This is a genomic window from Persicitalea sp. (genome assembly GCF_041751555.1).
Classification (GTDB): Bacteria; Bacteroidota; Bacteroidia; order Cytophagales; family Spirosomataceae; genus Persicitalea.
On the sequence record NZ_JBGSXF010000615.1, the window covers coordinates 1 to 15,133 of the forward strand.

The following is a 15,133-nucleotide window of genomic DNA, read 5'->3' on the forward strand; positions in this document are numbered from 1 at the left end:
AACTCATGATCTGGAAGCGAAAAATCGGTGATCGGATGTATACCTGGGAGTTTGAGCGCAAACTTTGAATTGGCTCCATACACCCTTCGACGGCCCCAAACCAAATGGTCAGAATCCTTTGGGACGTCCTCACGCCTTCATTTAGCGACTTTCCCGCAGAATCAGTACTTTTGACTTTCGTTTCCCCGGCTTTGGGGTGAATTTATAAGGCTAACCAGGTTTAGCCAACCACCGAAAGCCGATCGCCGGGCGGCCCCGCGGAACGCCGGACCGCGCCGAAAGCCCAAATCATGATCTCCAAAAAAGCGAAGTACGCCCTGAAAGCCCTGAAAGTCCTGGCCGAACATTACGGCAAGGGTCCCGTGCTGATTTCGTACATCGCCGAACAGGAGAAAATCCCCCGCAAATTCCTGGAAGCCATTCTGCTGGATCTACGCAATAGTGGCATCCTGCAAAGCCAGAAGGGCAAGGGCGGTGGCTACCTGCTGCGCGTCCCGCCCGGCGAGGTGAAGTTCTCCAAAGTCCTTCGTGTCATTGATGGCCCCATTGCCCCCACCCTTTGCGTATCACTATTTTTCTATGGTAAGTGTGATGATTGCGCCGACGAGGAAGCATGTTCACTGCGCACGGTGATGGAAAAGTGGCGCGATGCCAACCTCGCTGTTTTGGATCAAACTACCTTGACAGACTTGCTGCTTAACGACGAATGACTGATAGGAATACGAGAAACAATCGTATCCCTTTATTCGTCACCTACTCGATCGTTCCGAACGAACAGCCGCGTGTCGTCGATCTCACCTAAGTACTTGTAATTCTCGTTTACATAAGCCGCTAGTTCGGGGAAAGATTCGTAGCCCTGCGTGGCGACGTCCTGCACCCATACGCTGTTCTTGCCAACGGCGTCAACGAATATGGCCGGATGGTTGCGCTGCATGTCGCGGAGGTACCGGGCGCGGTACTCTTCCCGTAATGGGTGCTGGTAGATCGACCTTTCCGAATGATTTTCTGCCGTGCCTTGCGCCAGTTGAGCTTCCACGTAGTAGCGGCACTGCCAACCCCAAACCACCATTTTGTCGTTTGGCTGAACGTAGGGTCGCATGGCTTTTACGATCGGACTTCGGGGTAAAGTCCTTGCCTCGACCGAGTCGAAGGCATTGAGTTGGTGTATTTTGTAAAAACTCATGACTTCCTGAACGCCGAACCAGCCGAGCAAAAGCAGCGGTCCCGCGAGCGCGAGCCATTTCCGGTCTTTTATTTTGGAAATACCCAACGCAGCTGCTAGTCCCAGCGGGTACACACAGAAATTGAGGTAATGCACGAACAGATTTCCCGATTTGGTGGCGGCGTACACAGCCACCATGCCGTAGCTCATTATTAATACCGAGATTGAAAGGCTAGATGGTGTCTCCAATGCGCGTTGTGCCCCAAACAACCCTAGTATCGTAATGATAGCCACTACGCCAAGCAAAGCCGTGAAGTCGGGGCTCAGTAAAACTAGTTTGCCGAATTGCGTGGGAATATCCGCCAAGCCGCTGCCTCCGGCGTACACAGCATTCCCCAAAATATAGAAGTCAGTAAAATCCTGAAAAACGTCCTTAGAAAGCATCCAAAATAGGGCTACTACCGGGAAGGTCACTCCGCCCAACAACAGCAGGAGCAGCGGCCTGTTATTTCTGTTTTTTACAAAATATTGGTAAGTGAAATAGAATCCGGCGGCCGCGAGCAGCAGGGCTTGCGGCACGGCCTGCAATTTGGCGAATGGAATCACCCCCGCGACGAAACCCAACCCGTACGCCGGCCAGACGGGTGCCTTTTTTTCCTGGAAAGTGAGATCTTTTTTCTGCTCTGACAACCCAGCTACCAGGGCCAGACAGATACTGAGCAGCAACAGCGGCAGTTGCTCACTGGAATAATGCACGTAATCCGTTTCCTGCGTGAAAGCGAAGAAAATAAGTGGTACCAGCAGCGCAAGGCGGGCTGTGGTTTCACCAAACCAGCGTTTCAAAGCCACAAAAAAGAAGAACAGTGATCCGACGCCACACAACAGCCCCATGACGCGGGCCGAAGTGTAGTCCAACTGGAAGCCCAATACTCGGGGAATGACGAGCAGGTAGTTGTCGAGCGGGCCGATCGTCGTGCCGTCCACCGAGCGCCAGTACACCGGATCTTGATAGAGTGTGAGCGCGTGGCTGAGCATCTGGCTTTCGTCGGCATTGAGTTCGCGGTTGAATACCACCGATGGCAAGCGCATCAGGACAAAAACTACCAGACTACCGAGAAGATAAAGCGAAACCGGAAGGTACTTTTTAAGATTTGAACCGATCACCAGTACCGTCAGCGCGTAGCCCAACGCCCAAAAAACGGTCGGTGAAGCGTCGAAGGTGAGCATAACTAAGCGATAGTTTCGACGCTCTCCACAAAATCGCGGTAGTGGATGGCCGGGATAAAATGCTGCTGCGTACGGTACTGCAGCACCATAAACACTAAAAAGAGCGAAATCAGAAATGACTGCATCATCACGATCAACAGCGTGGTACTGAGCGTAGAAGCCCAACCCGGCGTAGCGTTACCGATCATTTTCAGAAACAAAATGATCAGGATGATTGCTAAAACGAAGCCTGATGTAATGACCGAGAAAATTAGAATCCTGACCGCCGTGGCATCGATGAGGACAGAAATGGCGCTCAACCCGTGCAGTATCAGCGACACGAAATTCATTTTACTGCTTCCCGCCAGCCTTTTGGCGCGTTCAATCGGGACGCCGTCGTAGGGAATGCGCGAGTGGATGACGCCGCCGGGGTAGTTGTTCCAAATCTCCGACACCCGCACCAGGTTTTGGAGTCGCCGCTGCGGAATCAAGCTGAAATTGCCGAACGTAATCACCTTGCCAGTCAGTAGTTTGAAGACGGCCTTGTAAATTTTATAAAAAGACTGGAATAGAAAACTTTCTTGCCGCTTACTACGCTGGGCGAAGATAATCTTGTCGGGCTGCTCGGAGGATTTGGCAAAAAGCAGGTTGATGTCACGCGGGGCGTCCTCACCGTCGGCATCCATCACGATCACTTTTTCGCAACTCAACTCAGTGGCGATGTAAGACAGCCCGATGGCAATCGCCCGCTGATGGCCCAGGTTCCTGTACAGTCGCAGCACTTGGATACCCGTACCTTGGAAGGCCGTGAAAGGCTCCGTCCGATCCAGCGGCGAGCAGTCGTCCACTACTAACAGCGACGTCTGGGCGAGGATGTCGCCCGCCAGGTCGGTGTTGATTTTCTCAATCAGCAGATTCAACGCCTCCCAGTCGTTGAATTGCGGAATCAGAATGATGTTTTTTGCGGGCATGAATCGGGAGGAAAGGAGGTTTATTTAGGCAGGATTAGTGGCCAAACGCGAGGCGATGCCATCGTGAATCTGCGTGAGCGTCTCTTCCAAACCGTACTCCCAGTTCCAACCGGGGTAATGTGACTTAAATTTCGACAAATCACTAATGTACCATATATGGTCGCCCGAGCGGTTCGTTTCCGAGTAGGAGTGCGACAGCTTCTTGCCAGAAATCTGCTCGCACAGTGCGATAGCCTCGATCATCGAACAGTTGGCGAAGCGCCCGCCACCCGCATTATAGACCTCACCAGGCTTGGGGTCTTGGTAAAAATGCCAGAACATATTCACCAAGTCGTGACTGTGGATGTTGTCGCGCACCTGCTTGCCCTTATACCCAAAAATTGTGTAATGATTGCCCGTGATGGCGCATTTCATCAGGTAAGCCAGGAAGCCATGCAACTGCGCCCCCGAGTGGTTTGGCCCCGTCAGGCAGCCGCCGCGAAATACGCCCGTCTTCATACCAAAATAACGGCCGTACTCCTGCACCATGACGTCCGCCGCAACTTTGGACGCGCCGAAAATTGAGTGCTTGGTGTGGTCAATGCTGTGCTGCTCGTCAATGCCGTTCTCGAAGTAGGGGTGATCTTCGGCGATTTCCCAGCGCGTTTCCAACTCTACCAGTGGCAGGTAGTTAGGATTATCGCCATAGACTTTGTTTGTAGAGGTAAAGATAAACACTGCCTCGGGGCAATTTAGCCGAGTCATTTCAAGCATATTGATGGTTCCCACTGCATTGACGCCGAAGTCTGTAAATGGCTCCTTGGCGGCCCAGTCGTGGCTGGGCTGGGCGGCAGTGTGGACGATCATCTTGATATCCACGCCGTATTTTTTGAAAATAGGCTCTAACTGACTCACCTCGCGGATGTCGGCGCTTTCGTGTTTGTAGTTGGTATGTGCTTCTTCGAGGCGGTTGCGGTTCCAAGCGGTGTTACCGTCTTCGCCGAAAAAGTATTGGCGAAGGTTGTTGTCGATGCCGACGACGAGGTCGAACTTGTCGGCCAGGAAAGCGACCGATTCGCTTCCGATCAGTCCGGCAGAACCGGTTACCAGGGCAATATTCATGAGCTAGAGAGCTTTTCTTGTGGAAGTTGTATGGGAAAAGTGCTATTTCTGATTTGAAAAAGAAGTGTAAAGTAAACCAATAGAATTCAATTGTCCCAAAAGGCAACGGTAATCAATTCTATGGTTTACTGAAAGGAAAGCTTTTTCAAAGATTCCGAATATTGAAATAATTAAAAAAGCAGCATCTCGAAACGAGATGCTGCTTTCAAGTAATAATATAAATTAAGCAGAACTACTGCCTCGCCAAAGCGCTGGTCGTGTCTCCGAACATCTTCTCGCGAATAGCATTAGCTCTCAGTTCTAATTCGGGTTTGTCTTCGTACTTGTTACTCAGCTGACGCGCCGCCGAATCGGGATGCACACCATACACGTACTCGCTGTTCGCGTTTACATCAATCTGTTCGGCGTGGTTGTACTTTTGGTATTCGCAGGAAGTCAAAAGGGCGATGCCCGCAAAGAAACCGGCTATTTTCTTAAAGTTCATGGGAGTCTTTAATAAAGTATTAGGGCGCAAAAGTAAAGGTCGTTCGCCTAACCACCAAACACACGGGCAATCATTTAGGGATTATTGTAGTGGATTTGCCCTATCGAATAACAGTATGCTTGCATACTACCTGCAAAAATCGCTACATTTGTAAGTAGACACACGATTGATCGCGTCTCTACCATCACTGATGGATAAGTGAGGCACCAAACAAACATTAATGCGTAAGGAAAAAACGGTTGATTTTCATATTAAATGGGCGTGGCACTCGATTTCGCGGATGTACAATACTTACGCCGCGCAATATGACATGACAATGGCCGTGGGCTACGTGTTGCTGAACATTGACATAGAGGAAGGTACTCCGGCTACTAAAATCGCTCCATTGCTAGGGATGGAGCCGAGGAGCCTGGTCAGGATGCTGAAAAGCCTGGAAGAAAGGGGGCTGATTCGCCGCGAGGTGGACGGGAACGACAAACGTTTCGTCCGAATCACGCTTACCGAAGAGGGTAAAGCTAAGCGTGAGCAAGCCCGCGCGGGCGTCATCAAATTCAACGAAATCGTCCGCGAAAAAATCGCCCCCGAGGAATTAACGGTCTTTATGGATGTAATCAAAAAAATAAACACCCTGGTAGACAGCGAGAATCAAAGAACGAAAAACGCCGACGTATAGAGACGTGTTAGATCATGTCTCTACAAAGAGACACATAAATAAATCAATAAAATGAATCGTACCATCAAAAAAGTAGCCGTCCTTGGCTCGGGTATCATGGGCTCCCGTATTGCCTGCCATTTCGCCAATATTGGCGTTCAGGTATTACTTCTCGACATCGTTCCCCGCGAACTTACGCCCGCCGAAGAAAGCAAGGGACTGACGATGGAAAGCGCCGCCGTGCGGAATCGCCTCGTTAACGAATCTTTCCAAAGTACCCTGAAAGGCTCGCCCGCCGCGCTGTACAGTCCCGAATTTGCCAAGCGTGTCAAGTTGGGTAATTTCGACGACAACCTCGCCGAAATCAAAGATTACGACTGGGTTATCGAGGTCATCGTGGAGCGCCTCGACATCAAGCAGGGCTTATTCGAGAAAGTGGATAATCTGCGCAAGCCGGGCACTTTGGTGAGTTCCAACACCTCGGGCATTCCAATTCATCTCATGTCGGAAGGCCGGAGCGAAGATTTTAAGAAAAACTTCTGCGGTACCCACTTCTTCAATCCACCGCGTTATCTGCGGCTTCTGGAAATTATTCCCGGCCCTGAAACCGACCCCGAAATCATCAACTTCCTGATGCACTACGGCGATTTGTTTTTGGGCAAAACGACGGTACTCTGCAAGGATACACCTGGCTTCATCGCTAATCGCCTGGGTATTTACGCGATGGTGCAGACGATCCGCGCCGCCGAGGAAATGGGCCTGAGCGTGGAGCAAGTGGATAAACTCACTGGCCCGGTAGTGGGCCGTCCCAAGTCAGGCACTTTCCGTCTGTCGGACGTAGTGGGACTGGACACGACGGTTCACGTCTCCAACAATTTGTTCGAGTCAGGCGCGGAAACCGACGAGTCGCGGGAGGCGTTTGTGGTGCCGGGCGTGATGCAGGAGCTTTTTAACAAAAAATGGCTGGGTGATAAGTCGGGTCAGGGTTTTTACAAAAAAATCAAGGATGAAAATGGCAAATCTGTCATTCTTGCCCTGGATTTCAAGACACTCGAATACCGTCCTTCCGAAAAGGTGAAGTTTGCCACACTGGAAGGCACCAAGTCCATCGACAACCTGGCGAAGCGGTTTGGGGTACTTTTGGAAGGCAAGGACGAGGCCGGGGAATTTTACCGCCAGACCTTCGCCGACAGTTTCCGCTACGCCACACACCGCATTCCCGAAATTTCGGACGAACTCTACCGCATCGACCAAGCCATCACATCCGGCTTTGGCTGGCAAATGGGCTTGTTCGAAACCTGGGATGCCATTGGCGTCAAGAAAATGCTGGACATTATGGAGGCGCAGGACAAGAAACCCGCCGCCTGGGTCTATGAAATGCTGGAAGCGGGTCACGAGAATTTTTACAAAGTAGAAAATGGCCGCAAGCAGTACTACGATATTCCGACCAAGTCTTACAAAGAGATTCCGGGGCAGGACAACTTCATCATCCTTAAAAATCTTGACAATAAGATTGTCTGGAAAAACGCCGGGGCTGCGCTCTACGATCTGGGCGACGGCATCGTGAACCTGGAATTCCGCTCCAAGATGAACACCTTCGGGGCCGAGGTAATCGAGGGAATGCACAAGGGTATCAGTTTAGCCGAAAAGGACTTCCGGGGCTTGGTAATCGCCAACGAATCGACCGATGCGTTTTCGGCGGGGGCCAATTTGGCCATGCTGTTCATGTTCGCCATTGAGCAGGAATTCGACGAAATCAACCTGATGATCGCGCAGTTCCAGCAGACGATCCTGCGGGCGCGGTACTCGTCTATTCCGGTAGTTGTAGCACCACACACGCTTACGCTGGGTGGTGGCTGCGAGCTGGTTCTGCACGCCGATAAGGTAGTAGCCCACGCCGAGTCGTACATTGGTTTGGTAGAACTAGGCGTCGGCCTGATTCCGGGCGGCGGCGGCACCAAGGAAATGGCCGCGCGCTGCTCCGACCTCTACCAACCGGGTGACACCGAACTGAATATCCTGCAAACTGCCTACATGAATATCGCTCAGGCCAAGGTTTCGACTTCAGCGCAGGAAGCAATGGATATGCACTATTTGCAGGAAAAAGACCAGATCGTCCTCAACCGCAGCCGCCTGATCGCCGAAGCTAAGCAAGCCGCGATGGAACTGGCCGATAACGGCTACACCCAGCCCAAACCCAGAATAGATATCAAAGTCCAAGGGAAAACGGGCATCGCGCTCTTCCTGGCGGGCGTGGCGCAAATGCGCCTGGCCAACTACATCAGCGACCATGACGCGCTGCTGGCCAACAAACTGGCTTATGTCATCTGCGGCGGCGACCTCAGCCAACCGCAGATCGTCACGGAGCAGTACTTGCTGGATTTGGAGCGGGAAGCTTTCCTCTCCCTCTGCGGCGAAAAGAAAACTCTCGAACGGATGCAAGGCCTACTCACTGGCGGCAAGCCACCGAGGAATTAAATGAGGTACGGCCGGGCTGGCGCACCAGCTTCCAGCCCGTCTCGACATAAGAACTTCCCGAAAGTTTTGAAACTTTCGGGAAGTTTGCTTTTCACCCCAAATATCCCCCCTTTCACGTCATTTTTCCCCGGCACGATTTCGCAAAGCGTAGTTTTGGTTCAAATTAAAATCAAAACGAACCATGCACTCTATCGCCACCACCCGCCGCTACGAACTCTTTATCGTCCTGGCCGCCGCTGCGGCTTACGTGACTCGCCGTCTGAATGAAAGGGCAGCAAACTTTGACTTCAACATTAATTGGTTGCAGAATCTTGGCGTTAGTAAATCGAATATCCTCCGCGACCTGTCATCTTTCGACTACAGCCAGAATGTCGTTTTTCCAACCGTTGCGGGGGCGATTCTGTTCATAGCAGCTTGGTATGTGTTTCATTATCATGCTTTTCCCAAAATTAAAGAGAGCAATTACGACAACAGCACCAAAGCGTTCACAGTACTTGCCGTTGGCCTTACGAGTGCCAGTATCTCTCTCTACAGTTTCCTTGACCGTGAAGTAATGCTCCGGCGCTCTGAAGGTGCGAATCCAATTGGATTCCAAGTACTATCGGCCAATAATATTGGTAGCCTATTTTTTTCGACATGTGTCGCGTTAATGGTCATTTGCCTGTACGAAGCTTTCGCCCAAGCTTATTATCGAACCATCGAATTGTATGAACAGAAAAGTGAATTTCGGTACCGCACTCAGCAATACGTGTTGTTGGCAATAGCGGGAGGCTGTCTCTTTCTATGGGTACTTGTAGGCAGTATCGCCAACTTGGTGGTGGATACCCGACAGAATATGCGCAGTGGCAGTTTTGTTATTATTTTGGTTTCATTTCTTTTCCACCTTCTCTTTTACAAAATATGGCTGCCCTACCTTTCCAGACTCCAATACGAAGCCCCGAAAAAAACGCGAAAAACCATTGAAATAATAAGCATTTACATCATCATAAATCTATTGCTGGTTTTTATCTGGAAGGTTTTAGGTGGCGAATTTTACGGATTTGTTGTAATCTATCTACTTCCCAATTCCATAGGATTAGCGACCGCCCTAGTACGCCAATTTTTATTTACAGAAACCCAAAAACTTCAAACCCAAGTCCTCCGCAAAACCACCGAACTCGATACCCTCCGCTCCCAAGTCAACCCGCATTTCTTATTCAACGCCCTCAACACCTTGTACTCCGTCGCTTTAAAAGAAAGCAGCGAGAAAACGGCGGATGGCATCCAGAAACTCGGCGACATGATGCGCTTCATGCTCCACGAAAACAATCAGGAGCGCATTCCGCTGCGGAAGGAAATCGAGTACCTGCACAACTTCCTGGACTTGCAGCGCATGCGGCTGGACGAGGGCCACGCCATCGAGATTCGGGTCAATATTCAGGAACCTGATCGTGACTTGCATTTGGCCCCAATGCTCCTGAACCCTTTCGTAGAGAATGCCTTCAAACACGGCATCAGTCTGCGGCAGCCATCCTGGGTTTACATTACGCTCGCCCTGGACGCTACCAAACTATACTTCAAAGTTCACAACAGTCTGCACCAGAAAATGGGCGACGACCCGGAGAAAAAGAATCCGGGGATCGGTCTCGACAACGTCCGCAAGCGACTGGACTTGCTATATCCCGACCGCCACACCCTCGACATCCAAGCCACTGAAAGCGATTATTTCGTATCATTGGTTTTGGAAATATAGCACCATACATGACGCTCTCCGCCATTGCCATCGACGACGAGCCCCGTGCCCTGGAAGTCATTCAGATGCACACGGCCAAGGTACCTTTTGTGAAATTGAGCGCTACTTTCACCGATGCTTTCGAGGCGATCCCCTATTTGCAGGAACACAAAACCGACCTGTTTTTTTTGGACATCAAAATGCCGGATATTTCCGGCATCGAGTTTCTGGATTGTCTGCGGGACGTGCCGATGGTAATTTTTTCCACCGCCTATTCTGAGTACGCCGTGAAAGGTTTTGACCTGAATGCGGTAGATTACTTACTGAAACCTTACTCCCTGGCTCGGTTTACGCAAGCCTGCAACAAGGCTTTGGAAGCGAAGCAACTACGGCATAATTCAGGGCAGGATAACATTCAGGCGACTGAGCCATTTGTTTTTGTAAAGACGGGCTACGAGAAAGAGAAAATCTGGCTACGGGAGCTTCGGTACATCGAAGCGGAGGGGAATTACGTAAATTATGTCTTGCCCGATCGCCGGCTTTTGAGCCGACAGAGCCTGAGCGATGCCCTGCTTCTGCTCCCCGACCGGCAGTTTGTCAGAATTCATCGTTCCTTTGTGGTGGCCGTGGCGCACGTCCATAAAATCAATCGGAACGGCGTGTGGATAGACGGTCGGGAGATCTCCGTCGGGGCATCTTACGAAGGGGAGCTGGACGCAATCAGAATGCTTCTAAAATTTTGAGTTGATGCACCAAAAACGCAACTTGCCGAAATCCCCAAAGATGTAGGGGTAGAAACGATTGAAATATGGTAAAAAAATTGGCAGCGACATTTGCCGGACATGAGTACGGAACCAACAAATAGCTCGTTTCTGATGGAAAATATTCTACCGAACGACCAGGAACCCTGGGATTTGGAAATAGAGCCTGCCTCAGGCTTTTTCGACCTGAACTGGCGGGAAGTATGGCAGTACCGCGACCTGATCGCGCTCTTTGTGCGCCGCGACATAGTGGCTACCTACAAGCAGACCATCCTGGGGCCGATCTGGTTTTTTGTACAGCCTATTTTGACCACACTGACTTACGTGATCATTTTCGGCAACGTAGCGAACATTTCTACGGGTGGCGTGCCTAAAATTCTGTTTTACTTAGCGGGGGTCACGCTCTGGAACTACTTTCAGGAATGCCTCATGAAGACCTCCGACACATTCATTCTCAACCAAAATCTCTTTGGGAAAGTGTATTTCCCGCGCCTGGCCGCGCCTATCTCGATTGTCATTTCTAACTTATTCAAGTTTTTTATCCAGTTGAGTTTATTTCTGGCGGCCTGGACCTTTTATCTCATCACTACCGACACCGTGCAGCCCAACCTTACGCTGCTGCTTTTTCCCGTGTATTTGCTGCTCATGTCGGGCTTGGGGTTCAGTTTCGGAGTACTTATTTCGTCACTTACTACCAAGTACCGCGATCTCAGATTTTTGATTCAGTTCGGCGTTCAGTTGCTTATGTACGGCACGCCGATTGTGTACCCGTTGTCGATTGTTCCCGAAAAATACCGACTGCTGCTGCTGGCAAATCCCATTACGAGCGTTGTGGAAGCGTTCAAATATTCATTTCTGGGCGAAGGCTATTTTTCCTGGATTGGTTTAGGATATAGTTTCGTTTTTATGACCCTTTGTTTGTTATTGAGTATTTTGGTGTTCAATCGGGTGGAAAAGACGTTCATGGACACGGTTTAGATTTATGTCAGAAGTAGCTATACGAGTCGAAAACCTCTCCAAACTCTATCAACTTGGTGAAATCTCGACGGGGACACTCAGTCGTGACTTGACGCGCTGGTGGGCGGGAGTGCGGGGCCAGGAAGATCCTTACCTCAAGATAGGCCAAACCAACGACCGCACCTCTAGCGGCTCGAGCGATTTCGTATGGGCTTTGCAGGATATTTCTTTTGAGGTAAAGAAAGGTGAGATTCTCGGCATCATCGGACGCAACGGAGCCGGAAAATCCACACTGCTTAAAATCCTGTCACGCGTGACCAAACCCACCACGGGCCGTATCCGCGTCAGGGGCCGCATGGCCTCACTGCTGGAAGTAGGCACGGGCTTTCACCCCGAACTGACGGGCCGCGAGAATATCTTTCTGAACGGGGCGATTTTAGGGATGCGAAAAGAGGAAACCCGCCGCAAACTCGACGAAATCGTAGATTTTGCCGGGGTGGAGCGCTACCTCGACACGCCCGTGAAGCGCTACTCCTCCGGTATGTACGTGCGGCTGGCCTTCGCCGTCGCCGCGCACCTGGAACCCGAAATCTTGATTGTGGATGAAGTACTGGCCGTCGGTGATGCCGAATTTCAGAAAAAGTGCCTGGGTAAAATGAAGGATGTGAGTGAGAACGACGGGCGGACGGTGCTGTTTGTGAGCCACAATATGGAGGCCGTGCAAAACCTCTGTAATCGCGGAATGCTATTGTCGGAGGGACGGTTGGTATCGGTTGGGGATTTGAAGCGCGTCGTGAATCAATACCTATCGAATGGACCACTTTCGGAAGCTCGGTTCAAGTTCGAAGCGCCGGGTGAAAAAGAAAACCTGCAGGGTTTCGTGATCGAGCTGGTAGTTGAGGATTCGGATGGAAACCCCGTTTCGGAGGTTTTGCTTTGGGATCGGTGGCGCGTGAAAGTGCGGTTCCAACTGAACGAAAACGTGCCTTATTTCGTGATTGGACTTGGTATCGGTACGCAACTGGGACTTGCTGTGCAGACATCATGGAGCACTCCCGAAAACAAAGAAGCCGGCGTGTACGAGGCCGTGTTCTCTGACGACATTATCTATTCTCCTGGTACATACTACTTCGATATCGGGCTATCCTCCCACCTGCGCGCTTTTCAATACTTACAACAAAAAGCCTCCGTTCAAATATCCGATGTAGTTGACCCGCGTCATGCGCAACAGATAGTGAATACCAAAAGCGGCCTTATTCTGAACCAAAAGACTGTTAAGCTGACCAATATTGAAAAATTCGATACGTCGGAAAAGAACGAGTATTAAAAAGCAATAGCTGGGTAATAGCGGCCCACGTACCCACCAATAAATATTTAAATGAAAAATACAATCAAGGATATTTTCAGGCCAATTGTTGTAAAATCTATAGATAGCTGGACTCGAAATAAAACGATCACCCAGTGGAACAAAGCGGGCCGCCCCGCTCCGCCGCCTCACATCGTCAAACAAAATATTATCCAGGAATTCCAACGCAAAACCGGCTACTCGATTTTGATAGAAACGGGTACATACGTTGGTGAAATGGTCGAAGCTCAGAAGTCGAAATTCGAGAAAATAATTTCGATAGAGTTAGGACAGGAACTAGCCGAGAAAGCACGCGATAAATTTGTCGAAGACCGCCACATAAGCATCGTACAAGGAGACAGTGGTAAGGTGTTGCCATCTCTACTGAAGCAAATCGACGAGCCGGCAATACTTTGGTTGGATGGGCATTACTCCGAAGGAATAACGGCCAAGGGAGATACGGAATGTCCCATATTTGAAGAGTTGGAAGCGATCTTCACCAATAAAAATCTCCACCATCTGATATTGATTGACGACGCCCGGCTTTTCACGGGTGAAGGCGATTATCCTTCGATCAAGGATTTGACCGATTTTGTAAAAGCAAAGAATAGCCACTATACGGTCAAAGTTGAAGACGACATCATCCGGGCTGAAATGGGCACAAAACAATAAGTATTGGCGATGACCTTCGTAAAAGAAATAATCCGAAAATACCTTATTCCCAAGCGTAAACCACCCGTCTGGTTCTACACAGATTTCGAGAAACTTGCCCATCAGCAATCGGAGACACAATCCCGCTTTGCTTTATCGTCCACCGATTTTTATCCCTGTCTTACCGACCGGACAAAAACTACCCCTCTCGACCGGCATTACATCTATCATCCCGCATGGGCCGCCGGAATAATTGCCCGCACGCAACCTACTCTGCACATCGACATCTCTTCGACGTTGCATTTCAGTACCATGCTGTCGGCTTTCGTGAAAACCGAGTTCTACGACTACCGACCCGCCGAAGTCGAGCTGGACAACTTTATTTCGGACAGAGCCGACCTGACGAACCTGTTTTTTGCCCAGGACTCAGTTCAATCGCTTTCCTGCATGCATACTGTGGAGCATATCGGGCTGGGGCGCTACGGCGATCCGGTTGATTATGACGGTGATTTGAAAGCCATGCGTGAACTGGCCCGGGTACTTGCTCCCGGCGGTAGTCTTTTGTTTGTGACGCCCATTGGCAATGAGGCCAAGATTTGCTTCAATGCGCACCGTATCTACACGGCCACTGCCGTCGTCGATACGTTTACCACTCACGGGCTGAAACTCATGGAGTTTTCGTACATTCCCCAACAAAGCGGTGCCATGGTGCAGGCCGATCCCGCAACTTTCAAAACGACCGACAGCTACGGTTGTGGCTGTTTCTGGTTTACTAAATAAAGAATGATTATCGTAAAGCTACAGGGCGGGCTGGGCAATCAACTTTTTCAGTACGCCACAGCCCGCGCGCTGGCTCATCATCATAACACTGTGGTGGCGTTCGATGCGCGTACCCTGCGGGCCAATGACAGTCAGAGCGCCTTCACTCCTCGTCGTTACGAGTTGGATCAGGCAGGAATAGTATTCAGGCAAGTACCTATGCGCGACCGGATCACTTACGGCATGGAAAGCGTAGCGGCACACCACCCGGTAGCCAGGTTGCTGCGCCGACTGCGCGGAGCCGTCATGTACAGCGAACGCTCCCCCGCCTACGATCCTGCACTTTGTGATATCACTACTTCCCGTTCATACATAAAAGGCTTTTTCCAGTCCGAGAAGTACTTTCACTCTATCCGTAGCGTCTTGCTGCAAGAAATAAATTTCCCGATTCCGACCGGGCCGTATAGCCAGCTAATGGCGGCGGCTCCTTCCATTAGCCTGCACGTTCGGCGGGGCGACTACGTGACCAACCATGCCGCGCGGACCTTTCACGGCTTGTGCAGTTCACATTATTACCGACGCGCCATGGAATACGCCAAAGCCAAGCTGGGTACGGCACAAGTATTTGTTTTCTCGGACGACTTGGCCTGGGCCAAAGAGAATTTGGTCGGTCCGCTCCCAATTACTTTTGTGGAACATACCAAGCCAGTTGTCGCTTCCTACGACCTGTGCCTAATGAGCCGTTGCCACCACCATATTATTGCCAACAGTAGTTTCAGTTGGTGGGGGGCCTGGCTGAACCCTTCCCCCGACAAGCTGGTCATTGCCCCCGACCGTTGGTTTGCCGATGATCAGGCACAACAGCACACAAAAGACCTTATTCCCGACTCATGGA

14 protein-coding genes are annotated in these 15,133 nt (G+C 50.7%); 10 read left to right on the top strand and 4 right to left on the bottom strand.

Features of this window, described 5'->3' with window-relative positions; genetic code table 11:
• The first annotated feature begins 290 nt into the window (after positions 1 to 290).
• A complete protein-coding gene (locus ACEW8P_RS21765) occupies positions 291 to 710 on the top strand; it encodes an Rrf2 family transcriptional regulator (protein WP_373515177.1) in 420 nt (139 codons plus the stop codon).
• Between the two features lie 32 nt (positions 711 to 742).
• Here ACEW8P_RS21765 and ACEW8P_RS21770 read toward each other — a convergent pair whose 3' ends face one another.
• The 4 genes from ACEW8P_RS21770 to ACEW8P_RS21785 all read right to left on the bottom strand — a co-directional run bounded on the left by ACEW8P_RS21770 (position 743) and on the right by ACEW8P_RS21785 (position 4,924).
• Positions 743 to 2,389 carry a hypothetical protein gene (locus ACEW8P_RS21770; RefSeq protein ID WP_373515178.1) on the bottom strand — a complete coding sequence of 549 codons (1,647 nt, stop codon included), beginning with the start codon at positions 2,387 to 2,389 and terminating at the stop codon, positions 743 to 745.
• A 2-nt stretch (positions 2,390 to 2,391) separates the two neighbouring features.
• Positions 2,392 to 3,339 (bottom strand): glycosyltransferase, encoded by a 948-nt coding sequence (locus ACEW8P_RS21775; protein ID WP_373515179.1) that lies wholly within the window; start codon positions 3,337 to 3,339, stop codon positions 2,392 to 2,394.
• A gap of 24 nt (positions 3,340 to 3,363) precedes the next feature.
• Positions 3,364 to 4,440, bottom strand: coding sequence for an NAD-dependent epimerase/dehydratase family protein (locus ACEW8P_RS21780; RefSeq protein WP_373515180.1), 1,077 nt, complete (start codon positions 4,438 to 4,440; stop codon positions 3,364 to 3,366).
• Positions 4,441 to 4,672: 232 nt separating this feature from the next.
• A complete protein-coding gene (locus ACEW8P_RS21785; RefSeq protein WP_373515181.1) occupies positions 4,673 to 4,924 on the bottom strand; it encodes a hypothetical protein in 252 nt (83 codons plus the stop codon).
• Positions 4,925 to 5,144: 220 nt separating this feature from the next.
• On the opposite strand from ACEW8P_RS21785, the gene ACEW8P_RS21790 reads away from it, so the two are divergent.
• From ACEW8P_RS21790 to ACEW8P_RS21830, 9 genes are all read left to right on the top strand, one after another.
• Positions 5,145 to 5,597: a MarR family winged helix-turn-helix transcriptional regulator gene (locus ACEW8P_RS21790; RefSeq protein WP_373515182.1), complete on the top strand. Its 453-nt coding sequence runs from the start codon at positions 5,145 to 5,147 to the stop codon at positions 5,595 to 5,597.
• 51 nt (positions 5,598 to 5,648) lie between these two features.
• A complete protein-coding gene (locus ACEW8P_RS21795; RefSeq protein WP_373515183.1) occupies positions 5,649 to 8,054 on the top strand; it encodes a 3-hydroxyacyl-CoA dehydrogenase NAD-binding domain-containing protein in 2,406 nt (801 codons plus the stop codon).
• Positions 8,055 to 8,235: 181 nt separating this feature from the next.
• Positions 8,236 to 9,786, top strand: coding sequence for a sensor histidine kinase (locus ACEW8P_RS21800; protein WP_373515184.1), 1,551 nt, complete (start codon positions 8,236 to 8,238; stop codon positions 9,784 to 9,786).
• An 8-nt stretch (positions 9,787 to 9,794) separates the two neighbouring features.
• On the top strand, positions 9,795 to 10,508 hold the full coding sequence (locus tag ACEW8P_RS21805) for a LytR/AlgR family response regulator transcription factor (RefSeq protein ID WP_373515185.1): 714 nt from the start codon (positions 9,795 to 9,797) through the stop codon (positions 10,506 to 10,508).
• A gap of 132 nt (positions 10,509 to 10,640) precedes the next feature.
• Positions 10,641 to 11,504 (top strand): ABC transporter permease, encoded by an 864-nt coding sequence (locus ACEW8P_RS21810; protein ID WP_373515186.1) that lies wholly within the window; start codon positions 10,641 to 10,643, stop codon positions 11,502 to 11,504.
• A 4-nt stretch (positions 11,505 to 11,508) separates the two neighbouring features.
• Positions 11,509 to 12,810 (top strand): ABC transporter ATP-binding protein, encoded by a 1,302-nt coding sequence (locus tag ACEW8P_RS21815; protein ID WP_373515187.1) that lies wholly within the window; start codon positions 11,509 to 11,511, stop codon positions 12,808 to 12,810.
• A 51-nt stretch (positions 12,811 to 12,861) separates the two neighbouring features.
• Positions 12,862 to 13,500 (top strand): hypothetical protein, encoded by a 639-nt coding sequence (locus ACEW8P_RS21820; protein WP_373515188.1) that lies wholly within the window; start codon positions 12,862 to 12,864, stop codon positions 13,498 to 13,500.
• 9 nt (positions 13,501 to 13,509) lie between these two features.
• Positions 13,510 to 14,259, top strand: coding sequence for a DUF268 domain-containing protein (locus tag ACEW8P_RS21825; protein WP_373515189.1), 750 nt, complete (start codon positions 13,510 to 13,512; stop codon positions 14,257 to 14,259).
• 3 nt (positions 14,260 to 14,262) lie between these two features.
• Positions 14,263 to 15,133: alpha-1,2-fucosyltransferase (locus ACEW8P_RS21830; RefSeq protein WP_373515190.1), on the top strand; the 871-nt coding region annotated here is incomplete at its 3' end.